A 16,542-nucleotide genomic window follows, 5' to 3' on the forward strand; every position below is an offset into this window, starting at 1 on the left:
CCAGCCTTACCCGTGGCGTGACGCCAGCAGTTCGGCGGCGTCCCCGCCGAGTCGGTCGAGGATGGCCGCCGCAGGCTCGATATGGGTCACCAATCCCACACCCTGACCCGCATCCACCGGTGCGAGCCGAGGATCGTCGTCCGCGATCGCCGCGCGAAGGCGGTCGGAATCGGGCACGTCGTCGCCCTCGAGCCGCGACCACGGATCCGTGAACTCGTTGCGCAGGACGCGCGCGGGATAGATCGGTGGCCAGGGCAGATCGAGTGCCTCGTCGAATGCGGTGGTGACGGTGGTGCTGCTGGAATCGGCGGCGAGCATCGCGAGGCGGGCGGATTCTGGCAGCAGAGATTCTTCCGCGGCGGCGAGGCAGGTCCCGAGCCAAGCGCCCGCCGCTCCCGCCGCGAGCACGGCCGCAAGCGTGCGCCCGGAGCCGATGCCACCGGCGGCCAGGACCGGGACGGTCGCGATGTCGAGGACGGCGTCGAGCAGCGGCAGCAAGGCCAATCGGTCGGCGCCGTGGCCGCCACCTTCGCTGCCGCGCGCCACCAGAATGTCGATTCCCGCGTCCTGCGCGCGGTGGGCGCCCGGTGCGTCGTACACCTGGGTGACGGCGAGGATGCCCGCCGCCCGCACCTGGGGTACCCAGGAGAAATCAGCGCCGAAACTGACCGAGATAATCCGTGGACCCGCGGCGATCGCAGCCTCGAGCAGCCCGGTTTCGCGGGCGCGGACCCAGTCGACCAGCCCGATCCCGTCCGGTGCTCCGGCGACATCCAGTTCGCGGCGCAACGCCGCCACCGATCCCGCACTGCCCATGCCGATCATCCCGAGCCCGCCCGCCGCGCTCACCGCCGCCGCGAGCCGTCCGCCTGCCGCGCCGCCCATCGGCGCGTTCACCAGCGGCACCCGCAGCCCCAGCGATCGTGACCACTGTGTCGACAGCGTCTGCTCTGACATCGGTGCACCTTTCGCCACGGCTATGACCCATCCATCATGGCAGCTGATGGGCAGCGCATTCCCGAAGCGATGCGTGCCGGGATTACTCGGCTGGCAGCCGATTCGGAAAGGAATGGGTGACAACGCAATTCGCTGTGCGACTCGCTCCGGCGATCGGCGGCGCGCCGCGCGGAACGAACCTCGGCGCCGGATACGCGGTGCGCGTATGTTCGACGGCAATGCCAGACGAGGAGACAGGATGGCGATGACGATCAGAGATCGCGTCGAACAGCTGGTGACCGAGCCGCCGATCGTGTTCGGCGAGCCGATCGACACTTCCGGCGGCGCTACGGTCATCACCGTCTCGCGCGGTGGTGGTCCGCTGCGCCACCCTCGTCCGGTCGGTGTGTTCGTCGTCCACGAAGGGCGCGCGCACTGGACGCCCGCGATGGACGCCAATCGCATCGCTCAGCTCGGCGAATGGATCGGCCTGCTCACCGGGGTCATCGCGGCGCTGGCGATTCTGCGTCGCCCGCCGTGGCCGGACCTGGGCCGCCGGAGCCAGTGAGCCCGTACAGCGCGAGCGTTTCGAACCGCTGCCACGCCTGGACCGGTGGTGTCGGCGCGGTCGGCTCGATCACCGGACCCAGCACGCCGAGCAATGCCCACGACAGGAACTCGATCGTGCCCGCCGGCTGCTCACCGAGGAGCTCACCGACCAGGTCGGCGACACACTGCCGATAGGCGCGCACGACGGTGGCGGTGGCCTTCGGCCCGATCAGCGGGCGATACACCTCGGGGTACTGCGCGGCGAGATGGAACATCACGCGCAGCGGCGCGAGCGGAGAACCCGGTGTCGTCGTGCGGATGATCTCGCGGCGCAGGAACTCGGTGCAGCTCACCAGCAGCAGGTCGTCCTTGTCGCGGTAGTGCGCGTAGAAGGTGGATCGCCCCACGTCGGCGCGGCCGATGATGTCGCTCACGGTCACCTTGTCGTAGCCGCGCTCGATCATCAGCTCGATCAGCGCTTTGTGCAGCGTGTCCCTGGTGCGTCGAACCCGGCGATCAGGGTGCTCGGCCATCGCTTCCTCCTGCACGGTTTCCCCGGATCTGTTCGATAACGGACACCTCCGGCGATTCTGCTCCTGGTGACGTGCGCGGCAGCGCCCGAGGATGAACTCATGTCCCGAAATCAGCTTCTCACCCCCATGTTCGTCGACGACGCAGGCACCGGCCTTGTCATCGCGGGCCTGCGCCGCTACAACCTCTTCACCACGGTGTTCTTCCTGGGCAGGCACCGTCGTCTGCTCGCCGAATTCGTCACGCTCTCCGGTGCGCGTCGGGGTTCGCGTGCCCTCGATATCGGTTGCGGGCCCGGCAAACTCGTGCGCGGGCTCGGCAGAGCGGTCGGTCCGAACGGTGCCGCCGTCGGTGTCGATCCCTCCGCCACGGCGGTCGCCGACAACCGCGACCGAGATCGTGCCACTCATCATCGCTACGTGGTCGGACCGGCGCAGTCGCTGCCCCTGCCCGATGCCGAATTCGACGTGGTCACGTGCACTTTCGTCATGCACCACATCCCCGAGTCGCAGCGTGACGCCGCGATCGCCGAAATGTGGCGGGTGTTGCGGCCGGGCGGACGGCTTCTGCTCGCCGACGCGTCCCCCTCCCCTCGGATGCGGACAGTCCTCGTACTGTTCTTCGGTCGCGGTGGCGATCCGTTCGCCGATGCCGATATCCGCCACTACACCGTTCGGGTCGAGGCCGCCGGCTTCACCGATCTCAGCTATACCCAGAGCCGCGACCAGACGGGCATCCTCACCGCGCTGAAACCGGTCGCCCCCCACTGATCCGGGAAACCTGTCGGTGCCCTCGGCTAGGGTCGATCTCGACACGATCACCAATCGAGCACGGGGGTGCGGCATGGAGTTCGATCAGCGCGAAATCGAGGCACGGGAGTTCGCCCTCGCGGCGCATGGCGATCAGCGCTACGGCGACCATCCCTACGCCACCCATCTCGCGGCCGTGCGGGGTGTCCTCGACGATTTCGGCTACGGCGGTGAACTCGCCCTCGCCGCCTGGCTCCATGATGTCGTCGAAGACACCCCCGTCACCGCCGAGGACGTCGAATCGCGTTTCGGCCGTGACGTTCTCGACCTGGTGTGGGCGGTCACCGGAATCGGCCCCGACCGCAAGGCGCGAAACCAGAACGCCTACAACAAGATCGCCGCGCATCCGAGGGCCGTCATCCTCAAACTCGCCGACCGCACCGCCAATGCCGAAGCCAGCCCGCCCGCCAGCAGCTGGATGGGCATGTACCGCACCGAACACCCCACCTTCAAGGCCCACCTCGGCGAACTCCTCGCCGACGACCCCACCGTGGCCCGCATGTGGGAACGCCTCGACCGCCGCCTCGACCCGTCGATAGCCCCGCCCACCGATCAGTGGGCCGATATCGACGCGTTGGTAGCCGCGGGCGAACACGAAAAAGCCGTTGCGGCAGTACAAGCGGCCTTCGACTGCGGTCCTGGCGAGGCGGAATTGATTCTGGCCGAGCGCTCCTGAAGCGAGTAGTTGACGGCCGGGCGAATCCGAACCCGTACTGGCCCCAAACGCGGCCGGGCCCGCCGCATGCCGAGTAGGCGAGCAGCCCGCATCAGGCCGAGGGGTGTCCGGAGCCGTTCGGCCGGTCTACCGCGAGCAGTTGACGGGCAGCGGCGACCGCGAGTTCCTCGTCCAGTTGCTCGTGGCCGGAGGTGCCGCCGCCACCGGGTCCACCGTCATCACTGATGACGCGTCGGGCCGACAGGTGGATGGCGTCGACGCCCGCCCGGTGCAATGCCGGAATGTCACCGACGGCGATCCCGCCACCCGCCATGATCTGGATGCGCCCCGCCGCGTGATCGACCATCGTGGCGAGTTCATCGAGTCCCTCGGCGCAGGTGGGTGCCCCACCGGAGGTGAGCACCCGGGTCATGCCACCGGCGATCAATGTGTTGAGCGCGGCCGCACGGTCGCGGATCTGATCTATCCCACGATGAAAGGTCAGCTCTATGCCATCGACAGCGACACCATCGAGAACACGACTCAGCCCTTCGCCATCGACCCGGTGGTCCGGGGTGAGCGCACCGATCACCAGACCGGCCGCACCAGCCGAAACTGCCGCGCGCGCATCAGCATTCATCACCGCGAGCTCGGCTGCGTCGGCGTACACGAAACCTCCGGCCCGGCACCGGATCAGCACATGGACAGCAATACCGGTTCCCACCACAGCCTCGATCGTCCCGATACTCGGCGTGAGCCCACCCGTGCTGCCCAGCGCCGCACACAATTCCACCCGATCCGCCCCGGCGCGGCGAGCGCCGAGCGCGCCTGCCGCGTCCTGCACCGCGAACTCGAGGGCGGTCACGTCAGAACGACTGCCAGGCGGGCTTGTTCGCCAGCGCGTACTTGTAGTAGTCCGCCAGCTTCAACTTGCTCGCCGCGGCCTCGTCGATCACCACCGTGACGTGGGGATGCCACTGCATGACCGAGGCCGGGCAGAACGCCGACAACGGTCCTTCGGCGGCGGCGGCGATCGCATCGGCCTTCCCCGCGCCGAGCGCGATCATCACCAGGTGCCCGGCCTCGTTGATGGTGCCGAGGCCCTGGGTGAGCACGTGATGCGGCACATCCTCCGGTCCGTCGAAAAAGCGCGCGTTGTCCTTACGCGTCTGTTCGGTCAACGTCTTCACCCGCGTGCGCGAGGTGAGCGCCGACCCGGGCTCGTTGAACCCGATGTGCCCATCGGTGCCGATCCCCAGCAACTGCACGTCGACCCCACCCGCGGCGGCGATGGCCGCGTCGTACCGGCGGCCCTCGCCCGCCACGTCACCCGCCTCCCCGTTCGGGCTCAGCACCCGTGCGGGATCCAGGTTCACATGGTCGACGAACTCCGACCGGATGACCGAGAAATACGACTGCGGATGATCTTTCGGCAAACCGACATACTCGTCGAGCAGGAAAGCGCTGGCGGTGGTGAAGTCCAGCTCGCCCTCCCGGTACCGTCGCGCCAGCTCCTGATAGCTCCCCAGCGGCGACGACCCGGTCGCCAAGCCGAGGATCGCGTTGCCGACTTGCACATAGCCGCCGACGATATCGGCGACCGTACTCGCCACTTCGTTTTCGTCAGCCCGGATCACGATCTCCATCAGATTCCTTCCGTTCCGGCGACGAGCACCCGCCGCGGCCGCAATGACTGGTCGGTGACAAGAATGTCGGCACGCGCGCCGACGGTGAGACTGCCGCGTTCGCCCTCGAGACCGAGAACACGAGCAGGGGTTCGAGTCGCGGAGACGACCGCATCGGACAGCGGTATGCCCGCGACGTCGACGGTCCAGCGCAGGACGTCGACGAGCCGTGCCGTGCCCCCCGCGATCGCCCCGGGCGAACCGTCATCGGTGGCCAGCCGGGCAACGCCGTCGTGGACCTGAACATCGAGGGCGCCCAGCCGATAGCCGCCGTCACTCATGCCCGCCGCCGCCATCGCATCGGACACCAGCGCGATCTGATCCGGGCCGACGGTATCGAATACCATCGTCACCGTCTCCGGCGCCAAATGCACACCGTCAGCGATCAATTCGACCACCATCTGGCCTCGCCCGGCCGCGGCCAGACAGGCGGCGACCGGCCCGGGGGAGCGGTGATGCAGTGCTGGCATCCCGTTGAACAGGTGCGTGGCGGTAACAGGGCCACCACTGGCCTCGGCGATGCGCGCCGCGGTGGTCGCGGCATCGGCATCGGTGTGCCCGAGGCTGGGCAGCACATCATGTCGGCGCATCGCGGCCAGCAGTTCATCGAAGTGCGCGGTCTCGGGCGCCAGTGTCATCGACCGCACCGTCCCGCGGGCGGCCGCGTAGAGTCGCTCGAACAACGCGGGATCGCCGGGAATGATCGCCGCGGGATCCTGTGCCCCGCAGCGGATCGCATTTATGAACGGGCCCTCGAGATGCACCCCGAGCAATACGCCGTCCTCGACGAGATCGGCCAACATCGCCGCCTGTGCGACCAGTACCTCCGGCCGATCCGACACCAAGCTCCCCATCAACCCGGTGGTGCCGTGCGCCCGATGATGCGCCGCCGCGACCCGAGCGCCGTCCGCATCAGCATTGGGAAACCCGAACCCGGCCCCACCATGACAGTGCAGATCGATCAACCCCGGAAGCACCAGATCATCACTGGATGCTGGAAGTCGATCGGGTGCAGGATGATTCGCCGCATCGCCGACCCAGGTGATCAGCCCGTCCTGGAATTCGACGACGCCGTCGGCGATGTCACCCTCGACCGTCCCGACGAGACGACCCCGCACGATTCTCGTCACCACGAACCTTCCCCATCACCGGAGCCCTGCCCGGCCCCCACACCTGAACGACCCGATACGCCATCCACCACAGCGATCGCGGACCACCACCGGACACCGCATCGCGATCCGACCGACGGCCGGACCGTGTGCACAACAACCTTTTTCACGCCCGCCCGATGATCGCCGCGACCGCCGCCCGCCCCACCTGCGGATTCCGTGCCGCACACGCCGCGTCGGCCGCGTCCTGGCACTGCTGCACATCCACCGCGGCCAACGCCGCCCGTACCGCGGGCAACGCGGGCACCGACATCGACAAACTCGTCACGCCCAGCCCCACCAGCACCGGCGCCAACGTCGGATCCGACGCCGCCTCACCGCACACCCCGACCGATTTACCCGCCGCCGCGCCGGCCGCACCGACCATCGCGATCAGATCGAGCACCGCGGGCTGCCACGGATCGAGCAGCTGTGCGAGCCCGCCCGCCATTCGATCCACCGCGCACGTGTACTGGCTCAGATCGTTGGTTCCGATGCTCACGAAGTCGAGATGCGCGAGCAGATCGGCGGCGCGCAACGCCGCCGCCGGGATCTCGATCATCGCCCCGACTTTGGTCAGCCCGGATTCCCTTGCCAGCGCGGCGAATCCGGCAGCCTCGTCCGCGGTGGCGACCATGGGCGCCATCACCCACAGGTCGGCTCCCGTGGCCTCGCCCGCACGGGCGAGAGCCGTGAGCTGCGTGGCCAGAGTTTCCGGGAACACCGTGCCGATCCGCAGCCCGCGCACACCGAGCGCCGGATTCTCCTCGGTGCCGAGATCGAGAAACGGCAGCGGTTTGTCCGACCCGGCATCGAGTGTCCGCACGACGACTCGTCGACCGGCGAACTGTTCGAGAACCGCTGTGTACGAGGCGGTCTGCTCCGCCAGCGACGGCGCGGACGTCTTCCCGAGATACATGAACTCGGTGCGGAACAGGCCAACCCCCTCACTGTCGATGGACCCGGCCTTCGCCGCGTCGTCGACGGTGCCGATGTTCACCAGCAGCTGCACCGGCGTCCCATCCGCGGTGTGTCCCGGCCCGGTGGCCGCCGCGATCCGCGCCTTGTCCGCCGCTGCCTGTTCCAGTGCTGCCTGCTGATGCTCAGGACTCGGGTCGATCACGACCTCACCGGTGGTGCCGTCGAGCAGCACCGGCACACCGTCGACGAGCCGATCGGTATCCGGACAGTTCACCACCGCCGGCAACGCGAGGGACTTCGCGAGAATCGCGGTGTGGCTGGTCGGCCCACCCTCGGTGGTGAGCAACCCGACCACATCACTGTCACCCAGCATCGCCGTATCGGCAGGTGCGAGATCGCGCGCGACCAGCACGAACGGATATCCCGGCTCCGGAATCCCCGGCATCGGCAGCCCGAGCAGTACCGCCACGGTCCGCCCGCCGATATCGCGCAGATCGGTCGCCCGCTCGGCCATGTACCCGCCGAGCGCTTCCAGCTTCGCGCAGAATCCCTCGAACGCCAGGTGCACCGCGTGCGCCGTCGGCATCCCGGCGGCGAGTTCCTTCTCCGTGGCGGCGACGATGCCCGGATCACGGGCCATCGTCGCCGACATCGAAAGAATCTCCGCCGCAACACCACTCACCCGTGCGGCCCTGGCGGTCATCTCGTCGGACACGCCACCGAGCGCGTCCTTGACCCGGGCGAGCTCGTCGGCGACCGAGCCGCCGACGGGATCGTGCGCCGATGTCTCGAGCTGCGATCCGAACCGCAACCACGGCGCGCACACCACGCCCGGGCTCACTCCGAGTCCACCGATCACCTGTTCCGGCATCAGGCGGCGCCCAGATCCGAGGCGACGAGTTCGGCCAGCTGGTCCAGAACCGCGTCGGCCCCCTCGGCGTGCAGGGTCACCTCGGCCCCGTGTCCCGCGCCCAGCGTCATCACCGCGAGCACGCTGGCCGCGTCGACCGGCTCGCCACCTCCCAACGAGATCCGCACCGGCACCCCCGCGGCCTGCACGGCCTGCGTGAGTTTCGCGGCGGGCCGCGCGTGCAGCCCCACCTCGGATCCGACGATGACGGTGCGGGTGCTCATTGCCTCACTCACCTTCCAGTTTCTTGTCCAGCTTCGTTTCGACTTCGGCGACCGAGGGTGCGTCGGTTCGAGTATCGCCCGTGGCCGTCAGAGCAGTCTCCGCTTCGACCAGGGCCGCGTCGGGCACACCGGCTTCGACATCGGTTTCCGCCTCGCGACCCGGCGTGCGCAGGTTCCACTTCTTGATCACGAAGCTGAAGAGCACGTAGTAGATCACCGCGTAACCCAGCCCGATCGGGATCAGCATCCAGGCATTGGTGGCCTTGCCGAAGTTCAGCAGGTAATCGATCGCACCCGCGGAGAACGTGAATCCGTCGTGGATACCGAGCGCGTTCACCAGCGCCATCGATGTGCCCGTCAAGATCGCGTGCACCACATACAGCGGCCACGCCACGAACATGAAGGAGAACTCCAGCGGCTCGGTGATGCCGGTGACGAACGCGGTCAGGCCGGTGGAGAGCATGATGCCGCCGACCAGCTTCTTCTGCGACGGGCGCGCGTTGCGCCAAATGGCCAGCGCGGCAGCGGGAAGCGCGAACATCATGATCGGGAAGAAGCCCGTCATGAACGTACCCGCGGTCGGATCACCGGCGAAGAAGCGGTTGAGGTCACCGCGCACGAGCTGGCCGGAGGCGTCGGTGTAGTCGCCGACGAGGAACCAGACCGTGGAGTTCAGGATGTGGTGCAGCCCTGTCGGGATGAGCAGGCGGTTGGCCGCGCCGTAGATGCCGCCACCGACGACCGAGTTGTCCGCGACGGTCTCGCCCACCCAGGTGAGCGCGGAGTTGAAGGCCGGGTACAGGAACGCCATGCCGACGCCGACGACGAGGCCGGTGAACGCGGTCAGGATCGGCACCAGCCGCCTGCCGTTGAAGAAGCCGAGGAAGTCGGGCAGCTTCGTGCGATAGAACCGCTGCCACAGTATCGCCGACAGCAGACCCATCACGATGCCGGCGAGGACGCCGTAGTTGATCAGCGCCTGCGCGCCCTTCGGGTCGGTTTTCCCTTCGAGCACGATCGGTGACATCGCTTCGAACACGCCGTTGATCACCATGTAGCCGACCACTGCCGCCAGCGCTGTCGACCCGTCGGCCTTCTTCGCCCAGCCGATCGCGATACCGACGGCGAAGATCAGCGGCAGCCAGGTGAACACGGCCTGCCCGGCTGCCGAGATAACCGAGGCGGTGCTCTCCAGCGCGGAGAAGCGGCCGAGGAGATCGTCCTGGCCGATGCGCAGCAGGATGCCCGCCGCGGGGAGCACCGCGATCGGCAGCATGAGGCTGCGACCGAGGCGCTGCAATCCCGCGAACACCTTCGATTCTTGTTGGGGTGTGTCGGTAACGGCAGTCATGTCGACCTTCTTCGTGCCGGCTTCGCGGCGGTCTCGGCGAGGGAGGACCGGCTTGCCCGCCGATCCGGGTTAACTGTTGTGAACCGGTGTACCTGACGGGTACTGTCCGGTCATAACCAGTTGCCAGTTTGACCAGGTGGAGGTCGGATGTCAACCGCTGAATATGATGTGGCGCACATTCGAGACTCCCATACTGGTACTGGCAACCACCGCCGAAAGGGAGAACAGATGTCCAAAGCGGAAGCGATCGTCCAGGGCTTGGGCGGCGCGGACAATATCGTCGAGATCGAGGCCTGCATCACCCGGTTGCGCACCGAGGTGAAGGACGGTAGCAAGGTCGACGAGGCCGCTCTCAAGGCCGCGGGCGCCCACGGTGTCCTCAAGTCGGGCACGGTCGTGCAGGTCGTCGTCGGCCCCGAAGCCGATACCCTGGCCGACGACATCGAGGACATTCTGTGAGCATCCCGGTCGTCGCGCCGCTGCCCGGCAAGGTCGTGGCCCTTTCCGAGGTCCCCGATCAGGTCTTCGCCGAGCAGATCGTCGGTTCCGGCGTCGCGCTCGACCCCGACCGCACCCGCGGCACCCTGATGGTGACGGCCCCCATCGCAGGCAAGATCCTCAAACTCCACCCCCACGCCTTCGTCATCTTCGGCCACGGCGTCGGCGTCCTGGTCCACCTGGGCATCGACACCGTGAAACTCAAAGGCGAAGGCTTCGAACTGCTCGCCACCGAAGGCGACACCGTAGAAGCCGGCGCCCCCATCGTCACCTTCGACCCGACGAAAACCGCCGCCACCGGCTACTCGGTCATCTGTCCCGTCGTGGTCATGGACTCGGCGAAAGACTCCGTCTACACCGACACCGTCGGCACCACCGTCGAATCCGGCAGCCTCCTGTTCGATTCGCCATAGCCACCCTGACCTGCTGCTGAACCTTTCGGCGAGCCGACCCGTAGTCCGTATCAGCGGGTCGGCGTCGATTCGTATCGCGTCAACAGGAGGATGACCGATGACCGGAGCTGAGCAATCCAGTGAGCAGTTCGCCGAGCGGTTGTTCGGGGCCGCGCTCGGGACTATCGACATTCTGGCGGTGCATCTCGGGGATCGGCTCGGCTGGTATCGGGCGATGGCCGAGGGTGGGCCCGCGGACGCGGGTGAATTGGTCGCGCGGGCGGGTGGAGATCGCCGGTATGCGCAGGAGTGGCTCGAGCAGCAGGCGGCGACCGGGATTCTGACGGTGGCCGCGGACGGGCGGTTCGCCCTGCCCGCCGGCGCTGCCGAGGTGCTCACCGACCCGAGCAGTCTCGATTACCTTGCGCCACTGGCTCGTATGCTGGCCGGTGCCGCCGCCCAGATGCCCGCGCTCGTGCGCGCGTATCGCGACGGCGGCGGCGTCGGTTGGTCCGAGTACGGCGCCGACATGCGCGAATCCCAGTCGGACATGAATCGCCCCTGGTTCGAGCACCGTCTCGCTGCGGGTCTGGCCGGGGTCGCTGATATCCACGCGCTGCTGTCGCGCCCCGATGCCAAGGCGGCCGATATCGGCTCAGGCGGCGGCTGGTCCGCGATCGCCCTTGCCCGCGCCTACCCGGAGCTGGCGGTCGACGGCTACGACATCGACGGGCCCTCGGTGCGGATGGCCACCGAAAACGCCACCGACCTCGGCGATCGCGTCCGTTTCCACCACGCCGACGCCACCACCGACCTCCCCGAATCCACTTACGACGCGCTGTTCGCGTTCGAGTGCCTGCACGACATGCCACACCCGGTCGAGGTACTGACCTCGATGCGCAAAGCCCTGCGTCCAGGTGGCGCGGTGATCATCATGGATGAGGCCGTCGCGCCGGAATTCACCGCACCGGCGGCCGATATCGACCGCTTGATGTACGGGTTCAGCCTGCTGGTCTGCCTGCCCGACGGCATGGCGCATCCCGACTCCGCGGGCACCGGCACCGTCATGCGCACGGCGAAACTGGGGGAGTACGCCGAGAAGGCAGGTTTCACCGCCGTGGAAGTCCTCCCGATCGAGGACTTCGGATTCTGGCGGTTCTACCGGCTCACGGTCTGATCGGCGAGTTGTTCGGTCTCGACCGTCCAGCGCCTGGCGAGATCGTCGAAATAGCGCTGGCTGCTCCACAATCGGTAGTTGCCGATCACGTAGACCCGCCGCCGAGCCCGCGACACTGCCGTATTGAGCACATTCGGATTTGTCGCCGCCCACCGTCGCGACCCACCTGCCGCGGGCGATGTCCCCAAGATCAGCACCACGACCTCGGCCGAATTGCCGTGCATAGCATGGACAGTGCCCACCTGCCGCTGCGCGAACTCCGCACCGAGCACCTCATGCGCGATCTCCTGCGCGCCATGGGCGACGTCGCGGAACGGGCTGACCACACGGATGTCGGCCGCTGCCACCCCGTCCTCGGTCAACCGCGCGAGCAGCGCGGCGAGCGCTTCGCCTTCGCCGGGAATCCAATTACCTTCGGCCCGTGCGGATCTGACATCGATCCACCGATCGTGCCCGGGAAACTCCGGTCGATCCGGCGTGGCGAACACCAGCAGGTCATCGTCATAGGCAATGTGATGTGTGAGCTCGAAAATCGGCCGGTCACTACGCCGATGGACCCGCAGCGGCGTGCCGACCCACACCGGCGCGATCGAATCGGAGGGCATCAGCCAGGTCCCGTACCGCACCCCACGATCAGCAGCCTGGCGTGCCGACGCCTGATCCGGCATCCACTCCGCATCGAGCCCGTACTGCTGTACGAATGCTTCCTGCGCCGAAGTGGGTAGCACACCGACAGGTCCCAGCTGACGATGATCACCGACGATCACCGCCCGCCGAGCCCGCCACAACCCACCGGCCACCGACTGCGGCGCAGCCTGCCCGGCATCGTCGACGAACAACCATCCGAGGGCCTCGGACCCCAGCCCGGCGAACAACCGGGGCAGTGCGGTGAAGGTCGTGGTGATCATCGGCACCGCGAAGAACAGTGTCTGCCATGCCGCCGCAATGGTTTCCGGCTTCGGCTCCACCGCGAGCTCACCACGGATCAACGCGATGGCGACGATGAGATTGTCGCGAATCCGCGGGGCCGCGTTGAGCAGAAACGCGCGATGCAACTTCAACGCCGACAGGAACAGCTCACGCCGCGCGCTCGCGTACTGCTCGTCCGCCCACGGATTGCACAGCTGGAACTGCTCGTCGTCACCCGCCACATCACCGAACGGGATGGTGCGCGACCAGTTCTCGCGCCCCCGCTCGATAACGTCGAGCGCCGTCGCCCGCCGCTCCGTCAACTCGACGTGTTCGCGAATCAGCGTGCGGCCGTTCTCGGCGGCCTGCGCCCACTGCTCCCGCGTGTACTCGACCTCGGTCTGGCGCCGCCGCATGTCCGCCTCGGCGATATGTCGTTCGCGCAGCAATTCGTTGCTGCGCGCGCTCCACCGCCGTCCCGCCCGGAATCCCGTCGAGAGCGATGCCACGAACCCCGGCTTCTGCCCGCCGTGCTCGCTGAGGAACTTGCCCGCCCGGTGGTGCGCGGCCTGCGCGGCCCGCAGATGCTCGGTGGCCAGCTGATGACGTTCGCGCCAGTGCGCGTGCGCGTCATCGGCGTTGGCGATCTCGGCCGCCGTCGACTGCAATCCCGCGTTCATGGTCGGCAGCTCGGCGACCGCGTCGGCGACGTTCTGGCGCGCCTGCGCGAGTCTGCGCACCTCGGCGCGGCGAGTGGTGAAATCCCGCACCGCGGTCGGCCAATCGGGAATCGAATCCGGGTCGGCCTCGGCCTGCTTGAGGATGTCGAGCATCCCGCCGTTCGGTGTCCCGGTCTTCCGTTCGGTGGCGAACCGATCCCCGAACCAGAACTGTTCGGCGAACGTTCGTCGCGTCCCGCCCAGTGCCGCGGCGACCAGTCCCCACGCCGGTGCGCCGCCGACGAGTTCGGCCAGGTCGGTGAAGTGATTGAGCTCGCCATCGATCGCGTCGCGATGCTGGATCTCGGCGACCACATCGGCCGCGGTGGCATCGCTGCCGGTCGCCAGTACCACTTCGAACCCGGTCACACAGTTCGCCAATCGGTGCGCGCCCACCGTGTAGTTCTTCGCCACCTGCACCTGCTCGGTGATCCCGGCGAACACCGCCATCGGATCGTCGAACGCCGCCAGCTGCGCGGCCCGCTCGACCAGAATCCCGGCCAGCAGGTCTCGCAGCATCGTCGTCGTCCCGGTGCCCGGCGCACCGTGCACCGCGAAAATGCCCGCATCGTCGCGCAATTCGGACAGCGCGCGATCGACCGCGAACTGCTGTCCGGAAACCAGCGGATCGCCCGGCCAGCGTCCGTCCGGAATGAGATGAGGGAGCAGGCCCTCGACGACAGCGTCCTGGCGTCGCCGGACATCGATCCGGTCATCGAGCGGCAGCGACTCCGCCGCCGAGAGGTAGTCACGCAGCGCCGCACCGATGTCGCCGCGCTCCACCGCTTTCGCGAGCTCGGCGAGGTCCGTGCCGAGCCCGCTGTTCAGGCGATCCTCGGCAGCGTCACTGTCGGCGTCGCGCGCCGCGACCTGGATGCACGCCACCCGCACACCGCCGGCCCGCAATTCCGATCGAATGCCCAGCGCGGCACACAGTTCACCGGTGAAGATCTGCAGGTCGCGGCCGGTCAATCGGGGGACATCGACGACGTCGTCGTCAGGCAGGACGGCGAACCGTTCGGCGAAGGCCAACGCAGACATCCCGGCGAGACCGGGCGAGATGACGCCATCCGCTCCCGCCGCGAGCACCGAAGCCGCTACCCCGCGGCCTGCCACGTCCAGCGCACGCCACCGCGGTGCCGGACCCATCTGTTCGGCATCGGGGTGAGTTTCTCGCGTCAGCGTGTCGAGCGCGGCGGTGAACGCCGCCGAGTCGTGGTCGAATCCGTCGGCCCAGCCGACGTCGCCGGGCCCTGGTGCGCGCAGCCGGTTCACGGCCCACGCCAGCCCCGACAACGTCGCCGAGCCTTCGACAACCACTCCGCCGTCGGTCAACGTCACCGCGAAAGCCGCTGTGGTCCCGGCCCGTCGGGCGTCGGCCTCCAGCTGGTCCTCGCCGAATGTCCGCACCAGCGCTTCCCGCGCGCGCCCCACCTCGAACAGTCCGCCGTACACGACGAACTGCCACACCCGCCCGGTTTTCAACGCGGGCAGCGCGGCGAGGTTTTCCCATGGCGCGCGGTCATCGGGCGCGAGATCGACCACCAGTCCGCCGGTCTCGACGTCGGGAACAAGCTGCGGGCCGAACAACTCCACCGTTTGCCAGAAACGCACGAGCCGCGCGGCGTGCTCGGAACCGCCCACGATGCACCCCAATCCGGTCGGCGATCATTGCAGACAACCCCGATCACGGTACGCGATCCGGATCCCTCGAGCACGCCACCCCGGCGGTCGCGCCTGCCGTGGCGAGAACATCGGTGCTGGTCCTGCCGCCGCGGCGAGCACCTCGCCGCCCACAACCGCCCCGGAAAACCCTTTGACCCATCAACCTTGTGCCGCGCACGCTGAGACCATGGACGACTTGGCCCACGCCGCAGACCGATTCGTGCTCGGTGCGCTCCACGGTGCGGACCTGTCGATGGCCGCCGCCGAGGCACTCGCGCGTGGACTCGACAGTCCAGCATTGGTAGAGCTCGCCTGTCTGCCCCGGACGGACTGCGGTGCCGCTCCTGAACTGTTCCGCACCGCGATGGCCGAGCTCGGGCTCGTGCACGACTGGAGGGCGCGAGAAGTCGACGTCAGGGTCGGGCTGGCACGAGCTCACGCGACAGCCCTGCTCGCTGCTGATGCCGCGCCGGCCTTCCTCCATCTGGTCACAGCGCCTCCCGTGCCTCGGTCGGCGCGGCCCGCGAGATTGCGGGAGTTCGTCGCTTCTCTGCGCTCCCGGCGCGCTGTCAGCGCAGAAGCATCTCCGCCACGGCTTTCGGCGCTGCCAGCCATTCACGAACGTTGTTGCGTGCCTCGGTGACCTGCCTGCACTCGCAATAGGCCACCACCCCGTCGGCCTCGATACCCGCGGCCCGGCACAGCGCGACCGCGCGGGGGAGATGTTGGTACTGGCTCACGATGATCGCCCGGTCGATGCCGAACAGCGACTTCGCTCGCTCGCAGGTCTCCCGCGTGGAAAGGCCGGCACGATCGGATCGGACGATGGCCGGGTCGATGCCGTGGTCGAGGAGATAGCGCGTCATCGACGCGATCTCGTCGCCCGACGAGCCGCCGGCATCCCCGGACAACAGAATCGCCTCGGCCTTGCCCGCTTCGACCAACTCGATCGCCACATCGAGACGTCCCTGTAGATAGGCCATCGGAGTTCCATCCGTCCCGACTTTGGCACCCGGGACGATCACGACAGGTGCGCTGGGCGCGGCCGCGACATCACTTCTATGACCGGACGACAAACTCCACATAGCGATGTTCGCCCCAGCTGTCACCAACGCGAGGCCACCCGCCACGACAAGTCCGGCTCTCGCCATGCGACGCAACCGCCGACGCTTCCCGCTATGTTCCTCCGCCATGCGCACTTTCATACATGAACACTGCGAAAATATCCCCTGACTAGGGGATTTGACATTGCAATTCGCGACACGTAACTTTATTCGAGTCAGAGCGACACGGACACCGACTCAGCCGCCCAGCGGCCGAGACACGAGGTAGGACGATGAGCGCCTGACTGGCTGCGTGTTCAGAGGGACTCGGTACGGATTTGCTTCCGGCCGGTTGTCTGAGCTAAGTTTGAACCCTTGCCTCACCGAAACCCCTCCGAGAAGTTGTGGGTAGAAGTGTGT

General features: G+C 67.8%; 16 protein-coding genes. 6 read left to right on the forward strand and 10 right to left on the reverse strand.

The genetic code is table 11. The annotated features are described in order from the left end of the window. Window positions 1-6: 6 nt before the first annotated feature. Window positions 7-957 (reverse strand): NAD(P)H-dependent flavin oxidoreductase, encoded by a 951-nt coding sequence (locus ACFVVI_RS35250; protein WP_387449294.1) that lies wholly within the window; start codon window positions 955-957, stop codon window positions 7-9. 244 nt (window positions 958-1,201) lie between these two features. On the opposite strand from ACFVVI_RS35250, the gene ACFVVI_RS35255 reads away from it, so the two are divergent. After that, window positions 1,202-1,504, forward strand: a complete 303-nt coding sequence (locus ACFVVI_RS35255) for a hypothetical protein (protein ID WP_378996490.1) — start codon at window positions 1,202-1,204, stop codon at window positions 1,502-1,504. On the opposite strand, the gene ACFVVI_RS35260 is transcribed toward ACFVVI_RS35255, so the two are convergent. Continuing rightward, window positions 1,440-2,018: a TetR/AcrR family transcriptional regulator gene (locus ACFVVI_RS35260; RefSeq protein ID WP_387449302.1), complete on the reverse strand. Its 579-nt coding sequence runs from the start codon at window positions 2,016-2,018 to the stop codon at window positions 1,440-1,442. The genes ACFVVI_RS35255 and ACFVVI_RS35260 overlap by 65 nt on opposite strands. Before the next feature lie 99 nt (window positions 2,019-2,117). Here ACFVVI_RS35260 and ACFVVI_RS35265 point away from each other — a divergent pair, with 99 nt between their 5' ends. Together ACFVVI_RS35265 and ACFVVI_RS35270 are read left to right on the forward strand one after the other, a co-directional pair. Further along, complete coding sequence (locus ACFVVI_RS35265) at window positions 2,118-2,786, forward strand: class I SAM-dependent methyltransferase (protein ID WP_387449305.1); 669 nt, start codon at window positions 2,118-2,120, stop codon at window positions 2,784-2,786. Window positions 2,787-2,859: 73 nt separating this feature from the next. Continuing rightward, complete coding sequence (locus tag ACFVVI_RS35270; RefSeq protein ID WP_387449308.1) at window positions 2,860-3,501, forward strand: HD domain-containing protein; 642 nt, start codon at window positions 2,860-2,862, stop codon at window positions 3,499-3,501. A gap of 91 nt (window positions 3,502-3,592) precedes the next feature. Here the strand turns inward: ACFVVI_RS35270 and ACFVVI_RS35275 are convergent, their stop codons facing one another. The 6 genes from ACFVVI_RS35275 to ACFVVI_RS35300 form a co-directional block, all read right to left on the reverse strand. Next, window positions 3,593-4,345, reverse strand: a complete 753-nt coding sequence (locus ACFVVI_RS35275) for a copper homeostasis protein CutC (RefSeq protein WP_387449310.1) — start codon at window positions 4,343-4,345, stop codon at window positions 3,593-3,595. 1 nt (window position 4,346) lies between these two features. Beyond that, window positions 4,347-5,126, reverse strand: a complete 780-nt coding sequence (gene nagB, locus ACFVVI_RS35280) for a glucosamine-6-phosphate deaminase (RefSeq protein ID WP_378996479.1) — start codon at window positions 5,124-5,126, stop codon at window positions 4,347-4,349. After that, window positions 5,126-6,298 carry an N-acetylglucosamine-6-phosphate deacetylase gene (locus tag ACFVVI_RS35285; protein ID WP_387449314.1) on the reverse strand — a complete coding sequence of 391 codons (1,173 nt, stop codon included), beginning with the start codon at window positions 6,296-6,298 and terminating at the stop codon, window positions 5,126-5,128. Before ACFVVI_RS35285 ends, nagB begins: the two co-directional genes overlap by 1 nt. Before the next feature lie 142 nt (window positions 6,299-6,440). Next, window positions 6,441-8,105 carry a phosphoenolpyruvate--protein phosphotransferase gene (gene ptsP / locus ACFVVI_RS35290; protein ID WP_387449317.1) on the reverse strand — a complete coding sequence of 555 codons (1,665 nt, stop codon included), beginning with the start codon at window positions 8,103-8,105 and terminating at the stop codon, window positions 6,441-6,443. Further along, complete coding sequence (locus tag ACFVVI_RS35295; protein ID WP_387449320.1) at window positions 8,105-8,368, reverse strand: HPr family phosphocarrier protein; 264 nt, start codon at window positions 8,366-8,368, stop codon at window positions 8,105-8,107. The genes ptsP and ACFVVI_RS35295 overlap by 1 nt, the downstream gene beginning before the upstream one ends. Window positions 8,369-8,372: 4 nt before the next feature. After that, on the reverse strand, window positions 8,373-9,719 hold the full coding sequence (locus tag ACFVVI_RS35300; RefSeq protein WP_378996470.1) for a PTS transporter subunit EIIC: 1,347 nt from the start codon (window positions 9,717-9,719) through the stop codon (window positions 8,373-8,375). A 228-nt stretch (window positions 9,720-9,947) separates the two neighbouring features. On the opposite strand from ACFVVI_RS35300, the gene ACFVVI_RS35305 reads away from it, so the two are divergent. From ACFVVI_RS35305 to ACFVVI_RS35315, 3 genes are all read left to right on the forward strand, one after another. Continuing rightward, the gene (locus ACFVVI_RS35305) at window positions 9,948-10,178 is read left to right on the forward strand and encodes a glucose PTS transporter subunit EIIB (protein ID WP_101469146.1); all 231 of its coding nucleotides are present in this window, start codon (window positions 9,948-9,950) and stop codon (window positions 10,176-10,178) included. Then, complete coding sequence (locus tag ACFVVI_RS35310) at window positions 10,175-10,630, forward strand: PTS glucose transporter subunit IIA (protein ID WP_387449324.1); 456 nt, start codon at window positions 10,175-10,177, stop codon at window positions 10,628-10,630. The genes ACFVVI_RS35305 and ACFVVI_RS35310 overlap by 4 nt, the downstream gene beginning before the upstream one ends. 97 nt (window positions 10,631-10,727) lie before the next feature. Further along, window positions 10,728-11,786 carry a class I SAM-dependent methyltransferase gene (locus ACFVVI_RS35315; RefSeq protein WP_387449327.1) on the forward strand — a complete coding sequence of 353 codons (1,059 nt, stop codon included), beginning with the start codon at window positions 10,728-10,730 and terminating at the stop codon, window positions 11,784-11,786. Here ACFVVI_RS35315 and ACFVVI_RS35320 read toward each other — a convergent pair. Together ACFVVI_RS35320 and ACFVVI_RS35325 are read right to left on the reverse strand one after the other, a co-directional pair. Further along, window positions 11,768-15,058, reverse strand: a complete 3,291-nt coding sequence (locus ACFVVI_RS35320) for a DEAD/DEAH box helicase (RefSeq protein ID WP_387449330.1) — start codon at window positions 15,056-15,058, stop codon at window positions 11,768-11,770. The two genes, ACFVVI_RS35315 and ACFVVI_RS35320, sit on opposite strands and share 19 nt — an antisense overlap. 590 nt (window positions 15,059-15,648) lie before the next feature. Further along, complete coding sequence (locus ACFVVI_RS35325; protein WP_387449333.1) at window positions 15,649-16,284, reverse strand: vancomycin high temperature exclusion protein; 636 nt, start codon at window positions 16,282-16,284, stop codon at window positions 15,649-15,651. Window positions 16,285-16,542: the final 258 nt, after the last annotated feature.

Origin of the sequence: Nocardia sp. NPDC058114, assembly GCF_042884695.1 — a bacterium.
In the GTDB taxonomy this organism is placed as follows: domain Bacteria; phylum Actinomycetota; class Actinomycetes; order Mycobacteriales; family Mycobacteriaceae; genus Nocardia.

Excerpts from the sequence above, each read along its gene's own strand:
- ACFVVI_RS35250 (WP_387449294.1), bottom strand. The coding sequence starts at position 957 with ATGTCAGAGCAGACGCTGTCGACACAGTGGTCACGATCGCTGGGGCTG.
- ACFVVI_RS35255 (WP_378996490.1), top strand. The coding sequence starts at position 1,202 with ATGACGATCAGAGATCGCGTCGAACAGCTGGTGACCGAGCCGCCGATC.
- ACFVVI_RS35260 (WP_387449302.1), bottom strand. The coding sequence starts at position 2,018 with ATGGCCGAGCACCCTGATCGCCGGGTTCGACGCACCAGGGACACGCTG.
- ACFVVI_RS35265 (WP_387449305.1), top strand. The coding sequence starts at position 2,118 with ATGTCCCGAAATCAGCTTCTCACCCCCATGTTCGTCGACGACGCAGGC.
- ACFVVI_RS35270 (WP_387449308.1), top strand. The coding sequence starts at position 2,860 with ATGGAGTTCGATCAGCGCGAAATCGAGGCACGGGAGTTCGCCCTCGCG.
- nagB (WP_378996479.1), bottom strand. The coding sequence starts at position 5,126 with ATGGAGATCGTGATCCGGGCTGACGAAAACGAAGTGGCGAGTACGGTC.
- ptsP (WP_387449317.1), bottom strand. The coding sequence starts at position 8,105 with ATGCCGGAACAGGTGATCGGTGGACTCGGAGTGAGCCCGGGCGTGGTG.
- ACFVVI_RS35295 (WP_387449320.1), bottom strand. The coding sequence starts at position 8,368 with ATGAGCACCCGCACCGTCATCGTCGGATCCGAGGTGGGGCTGCACGCG.
- ACFVVI_RS35300 (WP_378996470.1), bottom strand. The coding sequence starts at position 9,719 with ATGACTGCCGTTACCGACACACCCCAACAAGAATCGAAGGTGTTCGCG.
- ACFVVI_RS35305 (WP_101469146.1), top strand. The coding sequence starts at position 9,948 with ATGTCCAAAGCGGAAGCGATCGTCCAGGGCTTGGGCGGCGCGGACAAT.
- ACFVVI_RS35315 (WP_387449327.1), top strand. The coding sequence starts at position 10,728 with ATGACCGGAGCTGAGCAATCCAGTGAGCAGTTCGCCGAGCGGTTGTTC.
- ACFVVI_RS35325 (WP_387449333.1), bottom strand. The coding sequence starts at position 16,284 with ATGAAAGTGCGCATGGCGGAGGAACATAGCGGGAAGCGTCGGCGGTTG.